The organism is Pinirhizobacter sp. (assembly GCF_036499745.1).
Classification (GTDB): domain Bacteria; phylum Pseudomonadota; class Gammaproteobacteria; order Xanthomonadales; family Rhodanobacteraceae; genus Pinirhizobacter.
Map to the genome: position 1 here is coordinate 219328 of NZ_DASYDG010000030.1, position 20038 is coordinate 239365.

General features: G+C 65.0%; 16 protein-coding genes. 6 read left to right on the forward strand and 10 right to left on the reverse strand.

What is annotated here, in order from left to right; genetic code table 11:
* Positions 1-44: 44 nt before the first annotated feature.
* Positions 45-527 carry a YajQ family cyclic di-GMP-binding protein gene (locus VGM61_RS11330; RefSeq protein ID WP_250623555.1) on the forward strand — a complete coding sequence of 161 codons (483 nt, stop codon included), beginning with the start codon at positions 45-47 and terminating at the stop codon, positions 525-527.
* Here the strand turns inward: VGM61_RS11330 and VGM61_RS11335 are convergent.
* The 4 genes from VGM61_RS11335 to VGM61_RS11350 all read right to left on the reverse strand — a co-directional run bounded on the left by VGM61_RS11335 (position 524) and on the right by VGM61_RS11350 (position 7455).
* Complete coding sequence (locus VGM61_RS11335) at positions 524-3550, reverse strand: diguanylate cyclase (protein WP_331522921.1); 3027 nt, start codon at positions 3548-3550, stop codon at positions 524-526. The genes VGM61_RS11330 and VGM61_RS11335 overlap by 4 nt on opposite strands.
* Positions 3537-4970: a putative bifunctional diguanylate cyclase/phosphodiesterase gene (locus VGM61_RS11340; RefSeq protein ID WP_331522922.1), complete on the reverse strand. Its 1434-nt coding sequence runs from the start codon at positions 4968-4970 to the stop codon at positions 3537-3539. Before VGM61_RS11340 ends, VGM61_RS11335 begins: the two co-directional genes overlap by 14 nt.
* A gap of 73 nt (positions 4971-5043) precedes the next feature.
* Entirely contained in the window at positions 5044-7104 is a 2061-nt protein-coding gene (locus VGM61_RS11345) for a S9 family peptidase (RefSeq protein WP_331522923.1), read from the reverse strand.
* 66 nt (positions 7105-7170) lie between these two features.
* A complete protein-coding gene (locus tag VGM61_RS11350; RefSeq protein ID WP_331522924.1) occupies positions 7171-7455 on the reverse strand; it encodes a GNAT family N-acetyltransferase in 285 nt (94 codons plus the stop codon).
* Positions 7456-7591: 136 nt separating this feature from the next.
* On the opposite strand from VGM61_RS11350, the gene VGM61_RS11355 reads away from it, so the two are divergent.
* From VGM61_RS11355 to VGM61_RS11365, 3 genes are all read left to right on the forward strand, one after another.
* Positions 7592-8554, forward strand: coding sequence for a CorA family divalent cation transporter (locus tag VGM61_RS11355; protein WP_331522925.1), 963 nt, complete (start codon positions 7592-7594; stop codon positions 8552-8554).
* 9 nt (positions 8555-8563) lie between these two features.
* Positions 8564-9508, forward strand: coding sequence for an oxygenase MpaB family protein (locus VGM61_RS11360; protein WP_331522926.1), 945 nt, complete (start codon positions 8564-8566; stop codon positions 9506-9508).
* A gap of 189 nt (positions 9509-9697) precedes the next feature.
* Positions 9698-10765 carry a GGDEF domain-containing protein gene (locus VGM61_RS11365; protein WP_331522928.1) on the forward strand — a complete coding sequence of 356 codons (1068 nt, stop codon included), beginning with the start codon at positions 9698-9700 and terminating at the stop codon, positions 10763-10765.
* A 4-nt stretch (positions 10766-10769) separates the two neighbouring features.
* Here the strand turns inward: VGM61_RS11365 and VGM61_RS11370 are convergent, their stop codons facing one another.
* The 5 genes from VGM61_RS11370 to VGM61_RS11390 form a co-directional block, all read right to left on the reverse strand.
* Positions 10770-12515, reverse strand: a complete 1746-nt coding sequence (locus VGM61_RS11370) for a DUF885 domain-containing protein (protein ID WP_331522929.1) — start codon at positions 12513-12515, stop codon at positions 10770-10772.
* A gap of 87 nt (positions 12516-12602) precedes the next feature.
* Complete coding sequence (locus tag VGM61_RS11375; RefSeq protein WP_331522930.1) at positions 12603-14159, reverse strand: protein adenylyltransferase SelO; 1557 nt, start codon at positions 14157-14159, stop codon at positions 12603-12605.
* 38 nt (positions 14160-14197) lie between these two features.
* On the reverse strand, positions 14198-14899 hold the full coding sequence (locus VGM61_RS11380) for a pseudouridine synthase (protein WP_331522931.1): 702 nt from the start codon (positions 14897-14899) through the stop codon (positions 14198-14200).
* Complete coding sequence (locus tag VGM61_RS11385) at positions 14896-15945, reverse strand: methyltransferase (protein WP_331522932.1); 1050 nt, start codon at positions 15943-15945, stop codon at positions 14896-14898. The genes VGM61_RS11380 and VGM61_RS11385 overlap by 4 nt, the downstream gene beginning before the upstream one ends.
* The gene (locus tag VGM61_RS11390) at positions 15942-16877 is read right to left on the reverse strand and encodes a pseudouridine synthase (RefSeq protein ID WP_331522933.1); all 936 of its coding nucleotides are present in this window, start codon (positions 16875-16877) and stop codon (positions 15942-15944) included. The genes VGM61_RS11385 and VGM61_RS11390 overlap by 4 nt, the downstream gene beginning before the upstream one ends.
* 70 nt (positions 16878-16947) lie before the next feature.
* Between VGM61_RS11390 and VGM61_RS11395 the strand changes: the two genes are divergently transcribed.
* Positions 16948-17982 carry an HDOD domain-containing protein gene (locus VGM61_RS11395; protein WP_331522934.1) on the forward strand — a complete coding sequence of 345 codons (1035 nt, stop codon included), beginning with the start codon at positions 16948-16950 and terminating at the stop codon, positions 17980-17982.
* Between the two features lie 48 nt (positions 17983-18030).
* A complete protein-coding gene (locus tag VGM61_RS11400) occupies positions 18031-18462 on the forward strand; it encodes a barstar family protein (protein WP_331522935.1) in 432 nt (143 codons plus the stop codon).
* On the opposite strand, the gene VGM61_RS11405 is transcribed toward VGM61_RS11400, so the two are convergent.
* On the reverse strand, positions 18451-19944 hold the full coding sequence (locus tag VGM61_RS11405; protein WP_331522936.1) for a S10 family peptidase: 1494 nt from the start codon (positions 19942-19944) through the stop codon (positions 18451-18453). The two genes, VGM61_RS11400 and VGM61_RS11405, sit on opposite strands and share 12 nt — an antisense overlap.
* Between the last annotated feature and the right edge of the window lie 94 nt (positions 19945-20038).

Sequence of the window (20038 nt, forward strand, 5' to 3'; positions counted from 1 at the left end):
GCGCTACCATAGACGGCCCGCCCCACGATGGATGACTTTCCACCATGCCCTCCTTCGACGTCATATCCGAAATCGACAAGCACGAGCTCACCAACGCCGTCGACCAGGCCAACCGCGAGCTTTCCACCCGCTTTGACTTCCGCAACGTCGAGGCGAGCTTCGAGCTTGATGGTTTCGTGGTCAACCAGCGCGCACCCAGCGACTTCCAGCTTGAGCAGATGCTCGACATCCTGAGGGCCCGGCTGGCGGCCCGGCAGATCGACGCGCGTGCCATGGACATCGGCGAGCCTGAGGTAAACCTCGGCGGCGCGCGGCGCAAGGTCACCCTCAAGCAAGGGATCGAGCAACCCATCGCCAAGAAGCTGATCGCCGCGATGAAAGAAGCCAAGCTCAAGGTGGAAGCGCAGATCAACGGCGACAAACTGCGCGTGAGCGGTAAAAAACGCGACGACCTGCAGGCGGCGATGGCGATCCTGCGCAAGGTGGACATCGAGCTACCGCTGCAGTTCGACAATTTCCGCGACTAGCCCTCGTCGATCTCGGTGCGGTTGCGCCCGGCGTGCTTGGCCGCATACAGCGCATTGTCGGCGCGGCGCAGCATGCCGTTGAGAGACTCCCCGTGCCGCCACACGGCAATGCCTGCACTGGCGGTAACGGTGATGCTGCGACCGCCATCCATCACCGTGCGTTCGGCCATGGCCTGGCGGATGCGTTCGGTCAGCTGGAAGGCGCCCTCCGCTTCGGTGCCCGGAAGGCAAATGATCAATTCCTCGCCGCCGTAGCGGCCGACCAGGTCCGAACCCCGGCATAGCCGGGCGGTCAGGTCCATCGCGGCGCGGATAACCGCATCGCCCGCCAGGTGGCCATAGGTATCGTTCACCACCTTGAAGTTGTCCAGGTCGATCAGCACCATGCTCAATGGCTTGTCGTTCACTTGCGCATCGGCCACGGCACGGCCAGCCAGATCGAGGAAGCGACGCCGGTTGAAGGCGCCGGTGAGCTCGTCCGTACCGGCCAGGCGGTCGAGCTGTTCATTGGCCACTTGCAGGTCGCGCGTGCGTGCATCCACCTCGTGCTGTAACACCCTCGCCCGCCGCCGCAGGAACATCGTGCGAAGCGCCGAAAGCCCCAGCACCGTGCCCAGCAATGCGATCACCATCAGCAGCCGCGCCCACCACGACTCAAACCAGCGCGGCGCCACGGCCAGGGTCACGGAGGCATCGATGGTGCGCGACGCGCCCCCGACGGTAACGGCCCGAAGTTGCAAGGTGAAGTTGCCGCCGGGAAGGTTGGTGTACACCGCGGCGGCAGGATTGCCACGGGCCACCTCCACCCACGTCGCGTCGAAGCCCTCCAGGCGATAGGCGTAGCGTGTCTCGCCCGCCACGCCATAGTCGAGCAGCCCGAAATCCACGCGGAGGCTGCGCGAATCACTATCCACCGTGATGCTGCCGCCGTCGCCGGGCAGCAGGCCATATGGCATTTCGTTTCCGTCCTGAAGCACGCCGGTGACGGTGATCCCTTCAGCACCCTCACGCGCTGGCGGCGCATCGGGCAACACCACGGTCAGGCCACCAAGGCCGCCGAACAACAACTCGCCGTGCGGCCCGGTCGCAGCGGAACGATGCTCGTAACTGGCCACACGCAATCCGTCGCGCGCGCCGAAGTTGGTCACTTTGAAATCGTCCGGGTCGACCCGCGCCAGCCCGTGGGCGAGCGACGCCCAGGCACGGTTCCGCCGATCGACCAGCACTGCGTCCACCTTCGCGCTGGCAAGTCCCTCGGCCAGCCCAAGGTGGCGGAAGTGCCACGGCCCCTTCGGCGTCCAGCGGTCGACCCAGGCGATGCCGCCGTAGGTAGACACCCAAAGCCGACGCCGGGAGTCCATGGCCAACGAACCGATGTAATTCTGCGGCAGGCTGTCCGCCTGGGCCGGATCATGGCGCAAGGTGAAGAAGTCCGGTTCGCCGTCCGGCCACACGCTGATGCCATTGATCGTCGACAGCCACCATTGGCCGTCCATACGAGTGATGTCGCGCACGGTTTCGTTGCTGAGGTTCGTCGCGGCATAAGGCGCATGGCCTGCGCCAAGGTCGACACCGAAAAGCCCGTCGTACGTGCCGGCAAGGAGCTGGTCACCCTCGCGGGCCATCGAAAGGATGATCTCGCCATCGAGCATGGGCACCTGGCCGGGATATACCTGCAAGGTGTCCGGATCGATGCGCGCGATGCCCTGCGAACCCACCAGGATCGCACCATCCGGGGCCACCGCGAATGCCTGCACGTCGCGCTGGCCCTGGTCGCCGGGCACCCGCAAATGGCGCATGCTGCCGGCGCCCACGTCGAGCACATCGATGTGGCCGGTACCCAGGCCAAGCCAGATCCGCCCGCGGGGATCCACGAATACGGTGTGGACATCAGGATCGGAAAGCCCGAAAGCCTGGAATGGCGACGGCGGCACGGTGAATATGCCCGTGGCCCGCGTGTCGTGGCGTGCCGCGCCAAGTTCGGTAGCCACCCAGATATTCCCGGAGCGATCGCGCATCAGTGCGCGCGTGATGTTGCCCGGGATGGTCGAGGGTACCGACGCGTCATGGCTCAACAACCGCGCATGTCCGGTGGCGGGGTTCCACACCGCCACGCCCGCGCCATCGCTGGCGAACCAGACATCGCCATCGGGTGCATCGACGATGCTGCGGATCGTGCGTCGCCCGGTGATCGATGCGGAACCTGAAATGCCTTCGACGAAATGCCACTCGCCTTTTCGATCCAGGTAAACCGAACCTGATTCACCACTGCCGAACCATGTGCGGCCGGCGGCGTCGCGGAACATCGACCAGATCCGGTCGCCGATCACCGCGTCCACGCGTGGATCGGGAGCATGCACGCGCACGAAGGACGCCTGGCCGGCGGCACGGCGGAACAGTCCACGGTCGTTGCCGATCCACAGGTTGCCGGCTTCGTCCTGCAGCGCGGAAAAACTCCGTGCCGGGAATTCCGGGCGACTTCCCGGGCCCTCAGGTACACGTTCGATGCGACCATCACCACTGAGATGATCGGTGCCTGCGTCGGTGACAACCCACCAACCCTGCGCGCGGTCGCTGGCGAGGGCGAAGATCTTATCGTCCGAAGTACCGCCGGCACCTATGGGAAAGCGGTGGAAGCGATTGGTGGCGGCATCGAACTCCACCAGCCCGCCGGCATTGGTTCCCAGCAGCAGGTTGCCGTTGGCCAGCGCGGCCATGCAGCGCACATAGGCATCTGTCAGGCCGTCCGGCGCATCGGGCTGCTCGCCGAACTCGCGCAGCTGGCTGCCGTCATAGCGCACCAGCCCGCCGAAGGTACCCATCCACACCACGCCGCTGGCGTCCTGCACGAGGCTCGTGACCGTCGAATGCGGCAGGCCATCGGCGACGGTAAGGTTGTCGAACCACACGGCGCGGAACGGACGCCAGGCATCGGTCAGTGCGTCGGGTGTGGCCAGGCACGGCAGGGCCAGCAGGCCGAGGGCCAGCATGGTGACCTGGCGAAACCGCTCACGCCAGCCCACAGGCCAGGCGCTCCAGGTATCCGCCCACGGCCGCTGGCGGCATCGGATGGGCGAAGTAAAAGCCCTGGCCGACATCGCATCCGAGCTCGCGCAGCCAATTGGCCTGGTCGGCCGTTTCCACGCCCTCAGCCACGGTTTCCAACCGCAGCCTGCGGGCAAGGCGCACGATGGCCTCGGTGATTTGCCGGTCCGCGTCGTTATGCAAGCCACCGCGCACGAACGACTGGTCGATCTTGATCGTTCCCACCGGCAACTCGCGCAAATGACCAAGGTTCCAGAAGCCTGCGCCAAAGTCGTCGATCAACAGCTCAAAGCCCTGCTCGCGAAGGGCGTGCATCTGCCGCACGGTTTCCTCCGGCTGTCGCATCTGGCTCGATTCAGTGAGCTCGAAGCGGATGCGTGATGGATCCACCGCGCTCCGGGCAACGATTGCCGAAAGTGATTCGGCGAACGAGGGCCGGGTGAGTTCGTGCAGTGACAGGTTGATCGCCACGTATGCCACCGGCACGCCTTCAGCGTCCCAGGCAGTAAGTTGGGCGAGCACGCGCCGCAGTACCGTTTCGCCCAGGGCGTGGATCAGGCCTGAGCGTTCGGCCACCGGCACGAACACTGTCGGCGGCACGTCGCCGCGCGACGCATGATTCCAGCGTGCCAACGCCTCAAGCCCGCGCACCTGGCCTGAACGCAGGCAGCGCTTGGGCTGGTAGGCCACGTCGATGTCGTCCTGTTGCAGCGCCTGGCGAAGGTCCAGGGCCAGCGCCATGCGTTCGCGGGCCTGCTCGTGCATGCCCTCGACGTAGAAGCGGAAGTCGGCCTTGCCGGTTTCCTTCACCGAATACATCGCGGCATCGGCGTTGCGCAGCAGAGTCTCAGCGTCATGGCCATCGCGCGGCGCCACGGCCACGCCGATGCTCGGCGACACGGCCAGCAACTCGCCGCCCACCTGGATCGGCCGGGAGACCAGGTCGAGCACCTTGCGGCAGATCCGGGAAAGGTTCTCCTCGCCGCTGTAACGCCTGAGCACCACGACGAATTCGTCGCCGCCGAAGCGTGCCACGATGTCGCGCTCGCGCACGCTCTGGCGCAGCGAACGGCCCACGGCGCGCAGGAACATATCGCCGCCCTGGTGACCATGGATGTCATTGATGGCCTTGAAACCGTCAAGGTCGATGAACAGCACCGCCAGCGAGGGACGCTCGCCCGGCGCGAACAGGCCGTTCAATTCATGCATCACGTAGGCGCGGTTGGGCAGACCCGTGAGTGGATCATGCCACGCATGAAAGGCCAGACCCCGCCCTCCGCGCTTGCGATGGGCCCGTCGCCAGGCCACCAGCGCCAGTACCAGGGCGGCCGAACACACGGCAGCCAGCGCCATGCTGACCACCACGTGGCTTGCCGCCATGGAAGGAAACGATTGCATGGGGCCTGCATAAGCACGAAACGTGCCGACGCTTATCATCGTCCATCCGGCGCCGAGGTCGCCCGGAGTACCCTCACTTGAGGTACTGGGTGAACCAGTCCAGGGCCCGCTGCAGCACGTCGCGGCGGTGTTTTTCATCCCTGAATGCGTGGCCCTCGCCCGCATACACCACTAAGCGCGTGGGTACGCCCTGGGCGCGCAGGGCATGCCAGAATTCGAACGACTGCGGCGCCGGGCACTCGGCATCCCGGTCGCCCACGACCACCAGGGTCGGGGTTTTGGCCTGCTTGATGTAGTTGATGGCCGAACTCTTGGCGTAGACGGCCGGGTCGTCATAGACGGACGCGCCAAAGAAGGGCGTCATCCACTGGTCGATGGAGTTCTGGCCGTAGTAGCTCTGCCAGTTGGAAATGCCCGCGCCGGCCACGGCTGCCTTGAAGCGCTGGGTTTGGGTCACAGAGAACATGGTCATGAAGCCGCCGTAGCTCCAGCCGGTGAGACCCAGCCGATGGTCGTCCACCGGGTGCTGTTTTTCGACTTCATCCACCCCTTTAAGGATGTCGCGCAAATCACCGTAGCCGAAGTCCTTGCGGTTGGCTTGCACGAAGGCTTCGCCCTGACCATAGCTGCCACGGGGGTTGGGCATCAGCACGAAGTAGCCCAGGGCCGACAGCGGCGCCGGACCGAAGCCGACACCGGGCCAGCGGGGCAAGACGGCACTGCTGGGGCCGCCATGCACCGAAACGATCATGGGGTAGCGCTTGCTCTTGTCGAACCCGGCGGGGAACAGCAGCCAGCCCTGCACCTTGTGGCCTTCGTTTTCCCATTCGACGGACTCAGCCTTGCCCCAGGCGGGCTTCATCCCGGCATTGATCGAGGTCACGGCGGTGGGCGCCCCGGCAAAAACCCGGTCCGCACCAAGGTGGGCGACATGGACCTCAGGCGCCTGGTCGAAGGTGGACTGCACGAAGGTGGCCGTGTGGCCGGCACTATCGAAAGCGATCGACATCTCGCGGCGACCGTCGCCGATAGATGCCTGCGCCTGGTAGAGGATCGTCGGCTCACCAAGCTTACCGGCCTTCACGGGATAGTCGACCAGGCGGCTACCGCCGCCGCTGATCTCGGCGGTCGTCAAACGGTCAGGTCCCGTCCAATCGATCCAGGTGGTGGTGGTCGTGGCATGGGGCGTGAGGTTGCTTGGTTCGCCACCGGTGCTGGGTACCAGGTAGATGTCGCCGCCGGTGGCTCCCTGGTCGCTCATCAGGCCGCCGATGAAGGCAACCTGGGAGCCATCGGGGGAAAACCGCGGCACGGCCAGCTGCAGGCCCTTGAGGTCGCCGGATACCTTGGCGGTGTCCACGATGCTGGTGGGGCTGGCGCCGGCGCGGGCATCCTGGACGTAGAGCTGCGCGATCCACCAGTTGTTGTCACCCGGTGGCTGGGCGGCGGCGTAGACCAGTCGCTTGCCCTGCGCATCGAAAGCGTACTCGTACACATGCAAGGTATCGGGCGTGAGCACCGACAGCGTGCCGGTGGCTGCGCTCACTTCGGCTACATGCTGCACTTCGATGTCGTCGACGCCGATCTCACCCGACGGCGGCTTGGTCGCGGCCAGCGCACTGGCCTCGCGCGTTGCGCCAGGCACGTACAGGAAAATGATCGACTTGCCATCGGGAAGCCAGGCAAGATCGCGGGCCAGTCCCGACAGGTGGGACACCTGGCGGGGCGCTCGCGTTCCCGCGCCAGCACTGACGAAGATGTCGCGGGTGGTGGGCTTGCCGTCGGCGCTCTTGCTGCCGGTGCAATCGGACAGGAAGGCCAGTTGCGTGGAATCGGGCGACCAGCTGGGATCGGATTGCTGGCAGCTGCCGGGCTTGGCTTTGCCTACCGTCCGCGCGTTGCGACCGTCGATGTCAGCCACTTTCAGGGCCGGTTTGCCGCCGACCTCGCTGACATAGGCCAGGTGCCTGCCATCGGGCGAGATGGCGGTGGAGTGAATGGCATGTACCTGGCCCAGCGACTTCAGCACCGCTTCGATGCGCGGGTCAGGCGTGGCATCGGTAGCGCATGCCTGGTACGAAACCAGGGCCATGGCGAAGGCAAGGCCCCAGGCGGGCGCGGCTCGGTAGGTCATCGTTGGTCATTCCCCATCAGTTGACCCGACGACGCTAGCAGATTGCGCGCCCCGCGGCGCGTGGCATCAGGCCTGGAGGTCGGCAAATTCCGCATGCCGCTGCAGCCAGTCAGCCGCGTAGCTGCAGGCCGGATGCACCTTCCAGCCTTCGCTTCGCGCGGACTGGAAGGCGGCAAGCGTCAGTGCCCCGGCAATGCCCCGTCCACCGACCACGCTGGGCACGCCGGTGTGCGTGATGGTCATGACATTTCCCGACAACTGGTAGTCCAGCACGCAATGCGCCCCGTCCACCACGGCTTCGAAGACCCGTTCACGGCGTTTGTGGATGACGTCGATCGCCGGTGTATTCATGGGCTTGCCTCATTCGCGTTTCACGGAATGTTCCAGAGCGTAGCGTGAAGGCTTCGCCACGACGAGTTGCCGTGCTGGACAGGCACCGGCAGCGTCGCCAGCATAGGCTGGTCCCTAGCCAACGGCGGCCCCTCCCATGCTCATCGTGCACCACAGTCGACAGTTGCAACCCGGCCGGGCCTGGCAACCTGGTGCCGCAATCGACGATAACGCCCTGTGGTTCGACCTGATCGATCCCACCGACGACGAACGCAAGGCCACCGCCCAGGCCAGCGGCCTGGTGGTTCCGGAGCGCGACGACCTCAACGGCCTTACCCTGAGCAGCCGTCACCGCTCAGGTTTAGACTCGCTTGAATTGAGCGTTCCCTACTTTGCCGCCGAACACGATGACAAACCCGCCACCCCAATGGGCATCGTGGTGGGAAGCCAGGCCATCGTCACCGTCCGCTTCGCACAATCGCGCGCCTTCGACCGCTGCCAGGAATGCGCGCGCGAAAAGCCTTTCGAAGGCAGTGGCGACGTATTCACCACCTTAGTGGAATCGATCGTCGACCAGGCCGCCGAACGCATGCAGGAAGTCGCAGGTGACCTGCGCAAGCTGTCTTCGCGCGTGTTTTCCAACAACCGCCTGGGCACGCCGATTCTGCGCCGGTGCATGCTGGAAGTCGGCCGCCTGGAAAGTATCCAGACCCGCACGCGCACCTCGCTCCTGAGCATCCAGCGCATCGTCAGTTTCGTCCGTGCCAAGGAACCGGCCTGGGTCGATGGCGACGAGCAGGGACGGCTGCGCGTGGTCGAGCACGACCTTCGCACACTGGACGAATTCGACGACCAGTTGACCAACAAACTGCAGTTCCTGCTGGACGCAAGCCTGGGGTTCATCAACACCGACCAGAACCACGTGATGAAGGTGCTCACCGTGGTCTCGGTAGCCACGGTGCCGCCGATCCTGCTGGCCGGCATCTGGGGCATGAATTTCAAGAATATGCCCGAACTGGACTGGACCTTCGGCTATCCCCTGGCGCTGGTGGCCATCATCGTGTCGATCATCCTGCCCGTGCTCTGGTTCCGTTCACGCGGCTGGCTGGCCGACGACTAGGCCCAGGCCATGACCCTACGCGATGCACTGGCCGCACCTGCTCATGGCGCCGTGCGCCGCTGGGTGCTGAAGGCCTTTCCCCGCGATCCGAAGACCGGGATCGACTACGACCACCCTGAGGGTGATACCGGCCTGTTCGGGCCGGACAGTGTCACCTGGCGCATCCACGGCGATTTCGCCGGGATGCTGTCCGGCGGCCTTTGCGCGCTGATGCTGCAGACCCTGCATCCCTGCGCGCTGGCCGGCGTCTGGGACCACTCGAACTTCCGCACCGACCTGATGGGCCGGTTGCGCCGGACCACGGCTTTCGTCGGCGGCACTACCTATGCACCGGCCATGTCTGCCCACCGGCTTATCGACCGGGTCAAGGCCATCCACGGCAAGGTGCGCGGTAGCACCGCCGACGGCGTGGCCTACGCAGCGGACGACCCGGACCTGCTCACCTGGGTGCACGTCACGGAAATGTATAGTTTCCTGGCGGGTTACCGGCGCTACCGTCGCCACGACCTGCCCGCCGGCATGGCCGACCGCTACTACGACGAAACCCGGCGGGTGGCCCAGGCCCTGGGCGCGCGCGGGGTGCCTCGTTCGGAGGCGGAAGTGGAAGCCTATTTCGTCGACCGGCAGCCGGAACTGCGTTTCGACGAAAGGTCGCGTGAAGTGCTTACCGTGCTCGCCGCGATCGAATTGCCGGTGCCCATGGCCGGGCTTTCGCGGGACTTGTTCCTGGGAGCGGGCGCCGCGCTATTGCCCGCGTGGGCCAGCGAAAAGCTAGGGCGGACCCCGCGCCAGCGAGCCGAGGCGCAGGTGGCCGCCGCTGCCCTTCGCGGCCTGGCACCGGTGTTCCGGGGCGCCCTGTCCGAAGGGGTGGCCGCGCGTTCGTGCCGCCGCGTGGGCCGGTCGCCGAGCCTGCTCGACCAATGGCCGCCGGCTTTACAGGAAACAAGGAGTTAAAGTTCGCCCTGCCGGAGCCGATAGCCTCGCCAAGGGGTGCCACAGCGACACCCTACGCGGTCAGGCCCATCGGCGCGCACGCCGGCGGGGAGGAAGCCCGAGGATGTATTTCATCGTCCAAACACGCTTTTTCGGCGACGCCACGGCGGCGGCGCCCTGCCGCGCCCCCGTGGGGAAGGGATGATGCGGGTGCCCTGGCAAGCCTTGCACGAGATCCTTCCGCAAACGCGGCTACTGGATTCGGTGGCTGAATTCACCGTGCACCGCGATATCGATGCGCTGGACCATAGCCTGGTGCTGTCCCTGGCGGAACTCGTGGAAGCAAGCTCGGTAGCGCTGTGCAAGCGCACCGACGAAACCGACAATGCACTGGAGATGATCGCCCTGTGCGTGCCGGACGAACACAACAAGCTCACCGTGGAAGCGATCGGCATGCCGGTGGTGGAAAGCTACGCCTCCGACCTCGATGCAGTGATCACCGAACTGGAGCCGCGCAGTATCGACAACGGCGATGGCCTGTACACGTTGATCGTGCCCGTCCAGCGAGAGCACCGGGCGATCGGCGCACTGGTGATCCAGGCCGAGCGTAACCTCGACGACATGGTGGCATTGGTCGAGGGGTTCGGCCGCATCTACGCCAACTACACCGCGCTACTGAACGAAAGCGAACGCGACAAGCTCACCGGCCTGTTCAACCGCCGGACTTTCGAGCAGCGCCTGCAACGCCTGCTCAAGCGAAAGCGCCTGCAGCGCGCCCGGGCCGCCGCGGAAATCGCCGCGGGCGCCGAACGGCGGATCGACGGCGAAGTGGGAAGTGTTTGGCTTGCCATCCTTGATATCGATCATTTCAAGCGGATCAACGACAATTTCGGCCATGTCTATGGCGATGAAGTGATCCTGCTGCTGGCACAGATGATGCGCAGTTCCTTCCGCCAGACCGACGTGCTGTTTCGCTTCGGCGGCGAGGAATTCGTCGTACTGCTGGGCTCACTGGACGAAGCCACCGCCCGCGCTGCCCTGCAACGATTCCGCGAGCGCGTGGCCAGCCATATCTTCCCGCAGGTCGGACATGTCACGGTAAGCATCGGTTACGCGAACATCGGCGAAAGCGATTACCCGGAAATCGTGCTGGACCGCGCCGACAAGGCGTTGTATTTCGCCAAGCAGAACGGCCGCAACTGCCTGCACGGCTATGAAGCACTGGCCGAGGCCGGCGCCCTGGCCCCGACCAGCGCAGGTTCCATCGACCTGTTCTAGTCCCCTAGAGCGGCGCCGAATCGTCGTGCAGCATGGCCTTGCGGACGATCTTGATCGGCGCAAAACCCTGCTTCATGAAGCCGTCATGGAATGATTTCAGGTTGAAGGCGGGGCCTTCCTTTGCCGCCACGTCGGCACGCAGCTTCAGGATCTCAAGCTTGCCCAGCGTGTAATAGAGGTAGGTCGGGTCCGACGTGCCACGTTTGGTTTCCACCGTGCCCACGGCGCGCGACTGGTAGCCTTCCTTGACGAAGAAATCCACCGCCTGGTCGAACGTCATCTGGCCGGTATGCATCTTGATGCCCACGATGAACCGTGCGTTGCGCAGCAGTGCGTCCTGCAGCTGGCCCAGCTTCAGCAATTTCTGCTTTTTTTCGTCACCCGGATACATGAACTTCGCCAGGCCCTCGTCGAGCATCATCTGCTCGCTGTAGTGCGCCCAGCCTTCGGCATTGGTGGAGCAGCCGATGAGCTTGCGCACGCGGTCGGAAAGATCGTGCATCCATAGGAACTGCACGTAATGACCGGGATAGGTTTCGTGCACGGCGACATTGTTGATCACCGGATAGGAAAGCTGGGTCATGAATTCGTCGGTCTGCTTCTTGTCCCAGGTCGGCTCGGGCAAGGTGACGTTGAAGAATGCCTCCTTGGCCACTTTTTCATAGGGTCCCGGGGTATCCATCGAGGCAAAGGTGGTGGCCCGCTCGAAGGGCGGGGTTTCTTCCACGATCGGACGCACCGTGGAAGGGATGGTGACGATATTTTTTTCGTTGATGAAGGCGATCAGCTTGTCGAACGTGCCGCGGAAGGTGGGCAACAGTTCATCACGCGTGGGATGGTCGGCGCCAAGGTCGGCCAGCACCTGTTGCGGCGACTTGGACGGGTCCAGGGATTTGGCCACGCGGGCGAACTCGGCCTGGTTGGCCCGCATGTCCTTCATGTCGATCTCGACCAGGCGATCGAGCGGCGTGTCCACCATCTCATCGTAAGCCAGCTTCTTGCGGAAGTTGGCCTCGCCGATGCGGAAGTCCCCCTTCGACCGGGGCAGAAGGTCCGCTTTCATCCAGGCCTGGTAATCGCCCAGTGCCTTGATCACCGCGCCGTTCGTCGAGGCAAATTGCGCCTTCAGCGCCGGATCCTTCGCATCCTTGAATGCCGAAGGCACATCGTTGGTGAAGAAGGAGACCAGCCCTGGCAATTGCTCCAGGGCGATCTCGGTGTAGATCTTCGGCGGATTCTTCAGGTTCGCCCGCGCATCCACCGCCAGCACCCTGGGCATCGCCTTCTCGCGCTCGATCAGCGCCTTCAGGCGTTCGTCGGGGCTGGCGAAGCTGCGCGACATCAGGGTGAAGGCGCTGCTGGTGATGCCGCTGGAATAGAAATCGGGGTTTTTCTCCCAGGGACGGATATTTTCAAGTGTCAGCAACGCGGACCGGATGCTTCCCAGCAGCAGCTCGCGATCACCCTTGGCGTCGTCGCTTAACGTGGCCGGATCCATTGCAGCCACCTGGGTTTCCCAGGCTTTGAGCGCCTTGACCTGCGCATCCACCCCAGCGCGGGAATAATCCTCCAGCTTGCCGTCGTATTGATGGATGCCGGTGGGCGTGGCCGCACTCGGATTGGTAGGGAAGTAATAGGTGTCGAAGTAGCGGTCGGCCAGCTTGGCCAGGTCCGCGTCGGTGGCCGCGGCGAAGGTGGGCAGCGCCAGCGCGATGCAGGCAGCAAGGATCAGGGCAGGACGACGGATCACTTCGGGCGCTCCGGGGATGGGGGTGGCCGCCGATGCTGCACCTTGCACCGGCCTCACCGCAAGGGAGGCTGCGCAAAGACGCCTGGGTCAGCTGCTGCAGGAAAGCATCGAGCAGCCCGCGCGCGAACGGGCCCAATCAGGACGGCTGCGGGCAAAGGCCTCGCGTCCGGGCTGGTCATCGTAGGGGCGCTCCATCACCCGGGCGAGGTCGTGCACGCCGCCGAAGTCGCCCCCGGTCGCGCGATCGATGGCTTCCTGGGCCAGGTAATTGCGCAGTACGTAGCGCGGGTTGTGCGTGCGCATCCGCTCATGCCGCTCCAGCGCAGTGAGCGTGTCGCGTCCAAGCCGGTGCGCATAGTCCGCCAGCCACGTTGCCAATGCGGGCCCATTCGAAGCACGCAGGCCCTCATCGTAAAACGCCTCGGCGAAGATCGCCGGATCCGGCGCCGCGGGATCAAGGTCCATCAGGGTGCGGAAGAAGATCGTCATGTCCACCGAGGTGTCCTGCATCCATGCCTGCAGCCGCGCCATCAGGGCCATGTCGTCGTCGCCAGCTTCGTCAAGGCCGAGCTTGCCGGCCACATTCACGCGATCTGCCGCTTCATAGGCGCGGACGAAACGGTCAAGGCCCACCTGCAGGGGCAGCGCATCGCCGAACAATGGCGAGAGCGCGCCGGCAAGCCGCGAGAGATTCCAGTAGGCGACCGCCGGCTGCTGACCGAAACGATAGCGACGACGCCCGGCATCGGTGGTGTTGGGTGTCCAGTCCGCATCGTAGTCGTCGATCCAGCCGTAGGGACCGTAGTCGATGGTGAGGCCCAGGATCGACATGTTGTCGGTATTCATCACCCCGTGGACGAAACCCACGCGCATCCATTGCGCCACCATCGTCGCGGTGGCGGCGCAGATCTCGTCGAACCAGGTCGCCCGGCGCTCGGTGGTGTCGTCGATGCCGGCAAGCGTGGGGAAGTCGCGCGCGATGCAGAAATCCACCAGCCGCTCGAGCAGGCCCACATCCCCGCGCGAGGCAGGCAGTTCGAAATTCCCAAAGCGCAGGAACGACGGAGCCACCCGGCAGACGATGGCGCCCTGCTCGTCACGTGGGTGGCCATCGTAGAACATGTCGCGCACCACCATGTCGCCGGTGGTGACCAGCGACAGTGCGCGGGTGGTGGGCACGCCCAGGTGATGCATCGCCTCGCTGCAGAGGAATTCCCGGATCGACGAGCGCAGCACTGCGCGGCCGTCCGCGCCACGCGAATACGGCGTGCGCCCGGCGCCCTTCAGCTGCAGCTCGTGGCGACCGCCATCCTCGCCCACGACCTCACCCAGGGTAATGGCGCGGCCGTCACCCAGTTGCCCTGCCCAGGTGCCGAACTGATGGCCGCCGTAGTTGGCGGCGTACGGCTGCATGCCGGCAAGCAACCGGTTGCCGGACAGCACCTGGGCCAGGCCCGGATCATCGGGATCCAGGCCCACCCGCCGGGCCAGGCTGTCCGTAAGCGCCACCAGGCGAGGCGCCGCCACCGGCGTCGGCTCCACGCAGGAATAGGCCGCACCATGGACCTGGCGCGTCGCTGGGCCAGTCTCGGGGTCGCCCGGCAATTCACGGACGAAAGCATTGTCGAAGGAAAGGAAGGCCATGAACCTATAGTGGCGCCTTTGGCGCCGCGGACAAGGCGTCAGCCGGCGAAGACACGCGCGATGTCGCCCGAATCGAGCGTACGCCATGCGCCCGGGGCAAGGCCGTCCAGGCCCAGGCCGCCCACCGCGACGCGTCCGAGCGTGTCCACGTGATTGCCGGTGGCCGCGAACATGCGGCGCACCTGGTGGTACCTGCCTTCGGTGATGGTGAGCCGGGCCTGCCGGGGCCCCTGCACTTCGAGCACGGCCGGAAGCAGCGCGGTGTCATCACCATCGAGCATCATCGCGCCACTGGCAAAAAGTGCCGCTTCATCGCCCTTGAGGTCGTTGGCGAGCGTCGCCTCGTAAACCTTCGGTACGTGCGTCTTCGGCGAGATGATCCGGTGCACAAGTGCGCCGTCGTCGGTCATCAGCAACAGGCCGCTGGTCTCGCGGTCCAGGCGGCCCACCGTGGATAGCACGGGACTGCGCAGCTTGAAGCGCGGCGGAAGCAGATCGTAGACGATGCGTCCCGGATCGCGCGTGGAGCAGGTGTAACCGGTGGGTTTGTTCAGCATCAACACCAGGCCGGCCGGCGGATCCAGCGGCTCGCCATCGATCAGGATGTCGTCATGACCGGCCTTGTCATCGGCATAGAGCACCTCGCCGGCAGCATCGGTGATCCTGCCTTCCCGGAACATGGCCGCCACCTGCTTGCGGCTTCCATAGCCCAGGTTTCCAATCAACCGCACCAGCCTCATCGGCGTACTCCCTTCGCTTCCAATACCTTGAAACCATCGCGGTCGGCCAGCACGCGGACCTGCCTGAAGCGTCGAGCGAACGTTGCCTCGTAAGGCAGGTGGCGGTTGGCAACGACATAGCACTGCCCGTCCGCCGATAATGCGTCTGCCGCCGCGTCGATAAATGCCTGCCCCAGTTCAGGGCGGTCGGCACGCCCCTGGTGGAAGGGCGGATTGCTCACGATCGAGTCGTACCGCCCCGGAAGGCCCGTGGTGACGTCATGCCAGTGCACGTGCACCTGAGCCCTACCGGCGTGGGCGGCGAGGTTTTCGCGCAGTGGTTCCAGCGCCCTGCCCTCCGCTTCGAAGGCATGCAGTTCACGCACACCGGTGTATCGGTCGAGTACTCCGCAGCCGAGGAAACCGAAGCCCGCGCCCAGGTCGGCCACCACGCCGCCGATATCCGCCGGCAACTGTGAGAGCAACAGCGCCGAAGCCGGGTCGACGCGGTCCCAGGCAAACAGGCCGGGACGGCTGAGGAACCGACCGTCCAGGACCGGGCGCGTGGCGTCCAGAAGCCGCCACTGCACGGCAAGGGATGGGTCCGCGCCGCGGCCGGTAGCCCAGAACACACGGCATTTGTTCTTCACCAGCACCTGTGCGGGGCCCAACAAGCGGGTGAAATCGTCCTGCCCCGAGCGTGCGCCTTCGGCATTGGCCATCGCCGCCACGACCACCCCATCTTTACCAGCCAATGCCGCGGCTCGGGAAAACAGGGCCCGCGCCTCGTCGCGCTGACGTGGGGGCACGACCAATACCAGGGGGTAGTGACCGTGCGCCCCGGTGACCTCGAAACCATCACGCTCGAGTTGGTCGGCGAACGGACGGAAACTTTGTTCCATCGACCACATCTTGCGACCGAAGCGTCGCAGGGGCACGCAGGCGCGGGCACGCAGGAAGGCCACGCGGTCATCGCCGGGCCACGCCAGCGATGCCGCTTCGAACGGCAGGAACAAGGTATCCAGGGCGGCGGCGGTGGTGGAATCCAGGATAGCGGTGGTGTTCACGGCGATGGCAGCGATGGCAGACCTTCTAGTGTACGTCCACGCGGGTCCAGCTTGAGCGAAAGCCGGCTTTCAAATTGACGCAGCTTGCCGGTGAATGGGTCGGCGAATGCCAACGAACGGGCCAGCAGCTGCAGCGGATGATCGTAGTCGTCGGCGTCCTGCCGAAGCACTGGATACCAAGGGTCGTTCTGGATCGGCGCGCCGAGCGCTGCCATCTGCACCCGCAGCTGGTGTTTGCGCCCGGTGACCGGCGCCAACTCATAAAGCCAGTGCTCGCCACTGGTGGTGATGGCCCGGATGGTGGTGAGGCTATTCGCCGGCCCATCCACCTGGCGCATGCGGAAGAACGGTTCGCCTGCTTCGATGCGTGTGGCCAGTTCCCGCGGGAGTGCCATGCCGGGGAGGGCCGGCGCCACGGCCTGGTAGTGTTTACGTACGTGATGGCCCCGGAATAGCTGTGCCCACAAGTGGCGTTCTTCATGGCGCAGGGAAAACATCACCAGGCCCGCGGTGAGCCGGTCGATGCGATGCAGCGGCACAAGTGATTGGATCCCCGTGCGCTCTACCAGGCGATGCAGCAGGCACTGGCGCACGAAGCGCCCGGCAGGCACGACGGGCAGGAAATGAGGTTTGTCGACCACCAGTAGATGTTCGTCCTGGTAGAGGATGACCTCGTCGAATGGCAGCACCGGTTCGTCGGGGACATCGCGGAAGTAGATAAGGCGCAAGCCCGTGTGGTGCAAAGCATCGACGGCGATCGGTCTACCATCCTCGCCGAGCACACGGCCGGCAGCCATGCGATCGCGCCACGTGGCGCGATCGACACGCGGGAAGGCATCGGCCAGACAGTCCAGCACGGTGGCCCAGGGGCCTGGCGGCAACTGGAACCGGCTGGGCCTTGGCGAGGTAGCTGCTGGGAAAGTGGTATCCACTTAGGTCAATGCTATCGGCAATGCCTTATGCTAATCCCAAGGCGGGGGGCGCCAGGCGAAGGTCGGCATCATGATCAATTTCTTCAGGCGATGGTTCGGCGGCGGGGCGGCAACGTCCACGATACCGCTGCCCGTGGCCCGGGGAGATGAGCCGGCCCAATGGCCCGAAGGCACTATCCCGCCCTGGCAGGCCAGCGATCTGGACCTCATCTTCAACCGCCTCGCCCTGGGCGTCGCCCCGGCCGAGGACGACACACTCACCGCCAACGAACAGGCTGCGCTGCGCCACCTGCGCGACCAGTTCAACGGCGATCGTTTCGATCCGAAATCCCTGCCCCGCCTGCCTTCCCTGGTGCCGCAGTTGCTACGCTCTTTGCGTAGCGATGAAGTAGGCAGCGCAGCGCTTGCGGCGCAGATCGGCAAGGATCCGGTGCTGGTCGGCGAGATCGTGCGTGTTTGCAACAGCGCCATGTACCGGGGCTCCGGAACGATCGACAGCCTGCAGCAGGGCGTGATGCTGCTCGGCCAGGACGGCCTGCGCCGCGTGGTGATGCAACTGGTGATGCGACCGATCCTGCAACTGGATACCACGCCGATGGGCGTGACCGCCGGCCAGGCATTCTGGTCGCATGCCGAACGCTGCGCCCAGGCCACGCTATTGCTCGGTCGCGGAGCGGTGGATTCGTTCGAAGCCTATCTTGCCGGTACCGTGTGCAATACCGGCGCGGTAGCGGTAGTGCGCATGCTCGACCAGCGCCACTACCTGGAAGACAACGCGCACTCGGCGCGCTTCATCCAGGCCTTCGCCCAGTTGTCCCGCCGCGTGGCGGTCACCACGGCGCGCCACTGGGCTTTCCCCGAGCGCGTCGTACAGGCCCTGACCGAGCGCGCAGGCCATGAAGGACAGCAATATTCCCCGCTCGGGCGCGCCCTGCGGGTGGCGGACCGCCTGGCCATGCTGGACATGCTGACCGACCGCAAACTCGCCGAGAGCGATGCCGTGCTGTCCGAATCTGATGCCCATGGCTACACCCCGGAGCAGATGTTGGCCGTTCGAGGCCAACTGCAACGCGCTTTTGCGACCGACCACTCAGTAAGCGCCTGATCGACGCGGCAACCTGAACGTGATTTAGCGGCTCGCACGAGGTGCCCCATGAACATCCCCCTCGAAGATTTCGACCTGCGCGACACCATGCAGTCCGGTACCTACATCGTCGACCCTACCGACATGGACCGCCTCGCGGCCGATGGGGTGGCAGCGAGGTTGCATATCGCGCGGGTAGACCTCGCCCAGTGCCGCGACAAGGCATGCCTTCTCAAACGCCTGTCAGGCGCGCTGGGCTTCGACCCCGACCGCGGCAGCAACTGGGATGCCCTGCAATCGCAACTGCACGACCTGGGCTGGCTCGACGGCGACGGCTACGTGGTGCTGCTCGACCACAGCGACGAGATCCAGGGCGCCGCCGAGGACGACCTAGACGACGCCCTGGACATCTTCGACGAAGCCGGGGAGTTCTGGCGATCTCGCAAGGTGCCGTTCTGGACCTTCATGGCCATGAGCACCACGCGCATCTCAGTGGCGTGAATACATCGCGCGGACGTCATCGCGCATGGCTTGCTGGCTGTCCGGGCGGCTATAGAACATGTGGCCGCCGGGATATTCCTTGACCTGCACCCGCGTGGCGTCGTTCATTTCCGGCATCTGGTCCACGGTAAGCACCGAGCCCATGAATGGGCAGGAAAGATCATCCCAGCCGTGCACGATCAGCACGCGCAGCTTCGGGTCGATCGCCACCGCCTCGCGCAGCTGTTCCACCGAACCCTTGCGCAGCTCATCGCCGCCATCCCAGAGCTTGTTCACGTCGTAGCTCAAGGCGTTGTAGCGCGCATCGACCTTCCAGCCCACGATACGGGTGACGAAATCCACCATCGCCGTGGTGGTTGGCGCGATGATCGAATCCAGGATCGGGTCGTTGTTGCGCTGGGTAGGGTCGAACGGGAACGGATCGAAGCTTGTTACATTGGAATCGTAGCGGCTGCCGAGTTTTCCTTCCGCGCGGTAGACCTCGCGCAGGAAGGCCTGGGTTTCCAGGCGTCCGCCAGCGCGACGCACGAACACCGGGTCCAGTCCGGTCATCTGGGTCACCTTCTGGATCATCCGCTCGGTTCCCTCAGGATCCGTGCGCCCGCGCATCAGCGTGGTTGCATATTCCCCGCGGGTGTATTCGATCACGTCATGCATGCTCTGGGCGGTGAGCTTGTGCTCACGCTCCAGGTGGGCAGCGGCGATGGATGGCAAGGTCATCATCCACGGCATCGGCGAGACATCGCCATTGTCGTTCATGGTGGGATTCAAATACGGCGAAACCAGCACCACGCCATTCATCGCCACACCAAGCTGCGTCTGCAGGTAATGGGTAACGCGCGGGCCACGGAAACCGCCGTAGCTTTCACCCACCAGGTACTTGCGCGAATTCATGCGGCGGTTGTGCAGCAGCCAGTCATAGACCACACGCGACAAGTAATGGATGTCGGCTTCGGTTTCGTAAAACTGTTTCTTGGCCTCGGCCTCGGGTACACGCGAGCGGCTGAAACCCGTGCCCACGGGGTCGATGAAGACAAGATCGGTGAAGTCGAGCCAGGTGCCTGGATTGTCGACCAGCGTGGCCGGGTCGGATGAACTGTCGTCCTGCAAGCCAAAACGCACACGCTTGGGACCGATCGCACCGAGGTTCAGGTATACCGAGGCTGCCCCGGGCCCACCGTTCATGGCGAAAGTCACCGGGCGATCCTTGCCATCGACGGTGTAGGCGGTGAACACCACGTCGGCGATGGTCTTGCCGTTATCGTCGCGCACCGGCAGCGTACCTACGGTCACGGTGTAGGAAAGCGTCTTGCCGTCCACGTGGGTGGACTGCTTCACATGGGCGTCGGGCGGGAGATCCTTCAGCGCCGGCTGTTCCTTGCCTGCCTTGTCGGCGGGCTTGTCGCCATCGGCGAAAGCAGGTACGTGGACCAGGCTGGTGGCGGCCAGCAGCAATGCAGCCAGGGTCGCGCGTCGGATCATCGTCAATTCCCCGGAAGGTGAATCCCCGAGCATACGCAAATCAGGCGGCGGGCGGAGTGTGCAGGAAGACATGGTGTCGTGACTTCCGGCAGGG

Bases quoted from the DNA above. Each gene is read 5' to 3' on its own strand.
- VGM61_RS11330 (WP_250623555.1), top strand. From the start codon at position 45: ATGCCCTCCTTCGACGTCATATCCGAAATCGACAAGCACGAGCTCACC.
- VGM61_RS11340 (WP_331522922.1), bottom strand. From the start codon at position 4,970: ATGCAATCGTTTCCTTCCATGGCGGCAAGCCACGTGGTGGTCAGCATG.
- VGM61_RS11345 (WP_331522923.1), bottom strand. From the start codon at position 7,104: ATGACCTACCGAGCCGCGCCCGCCTGGGGCCTTGCCTTCGCCATGGCC.
- VGM61_RS11350 (WP_331522924.1), bottom strand. From the start codon at position 7,455: ATGAATACACCGGCGATCGACGTCATCCACAAACGCCGTGAACGGGTC.
- VGM61_RS11355 (WP_331522925.1), top strand. From the start codon at position 7,592: ATGCTCATCGTGCACCACAGTCGACAGTTGCAACCCGGCCGGGCCTGG.
- VGM61_RS11360 (WP_331522926.1), top strand. From the start codon at position 8,564: ATGACCCTACGCGATGCACTGGCCGCACCTGCTCATGGCGCCGTGCGC.
- VGM61_RS11375 (WP_331522930.1), bottom strand. From the start codon at position 14,159: ATGGCCTTCCTTTCCTTCGACAATGCTTTCGTCCGTGAATTGCCGGGC.
- VGM61_RS11380 (WP_331522931.1), bottom strand. From the start codon at position 14,899: ATGAGGCTGGTGCGGTTGATTGGAAACCTGGGCTATGGAAGCCGCAAG.
- VGM61_RS11395 (WP_331522934.1), top strand. From the start codon at position 16,948: ATGATCAATTTCTTCAGGCGATGGTTCGGCGGCGGGGCGGCAACGTCC.
- VGM61_RS11400 (WP_331522935.1), top strand. From the start codon at position 18,031: ATGAACATCCCCCTCGAAGATTTCGACCTGCGCGACACCATGCAGTCC.
- VGM61_RS11405 (WP_331522936.1), bottom strand. From the start codon at position 19,944: ATGATCCGACGCGCGACCCTGGCTGCATTGCTGCTGGCCGCCACCAGC.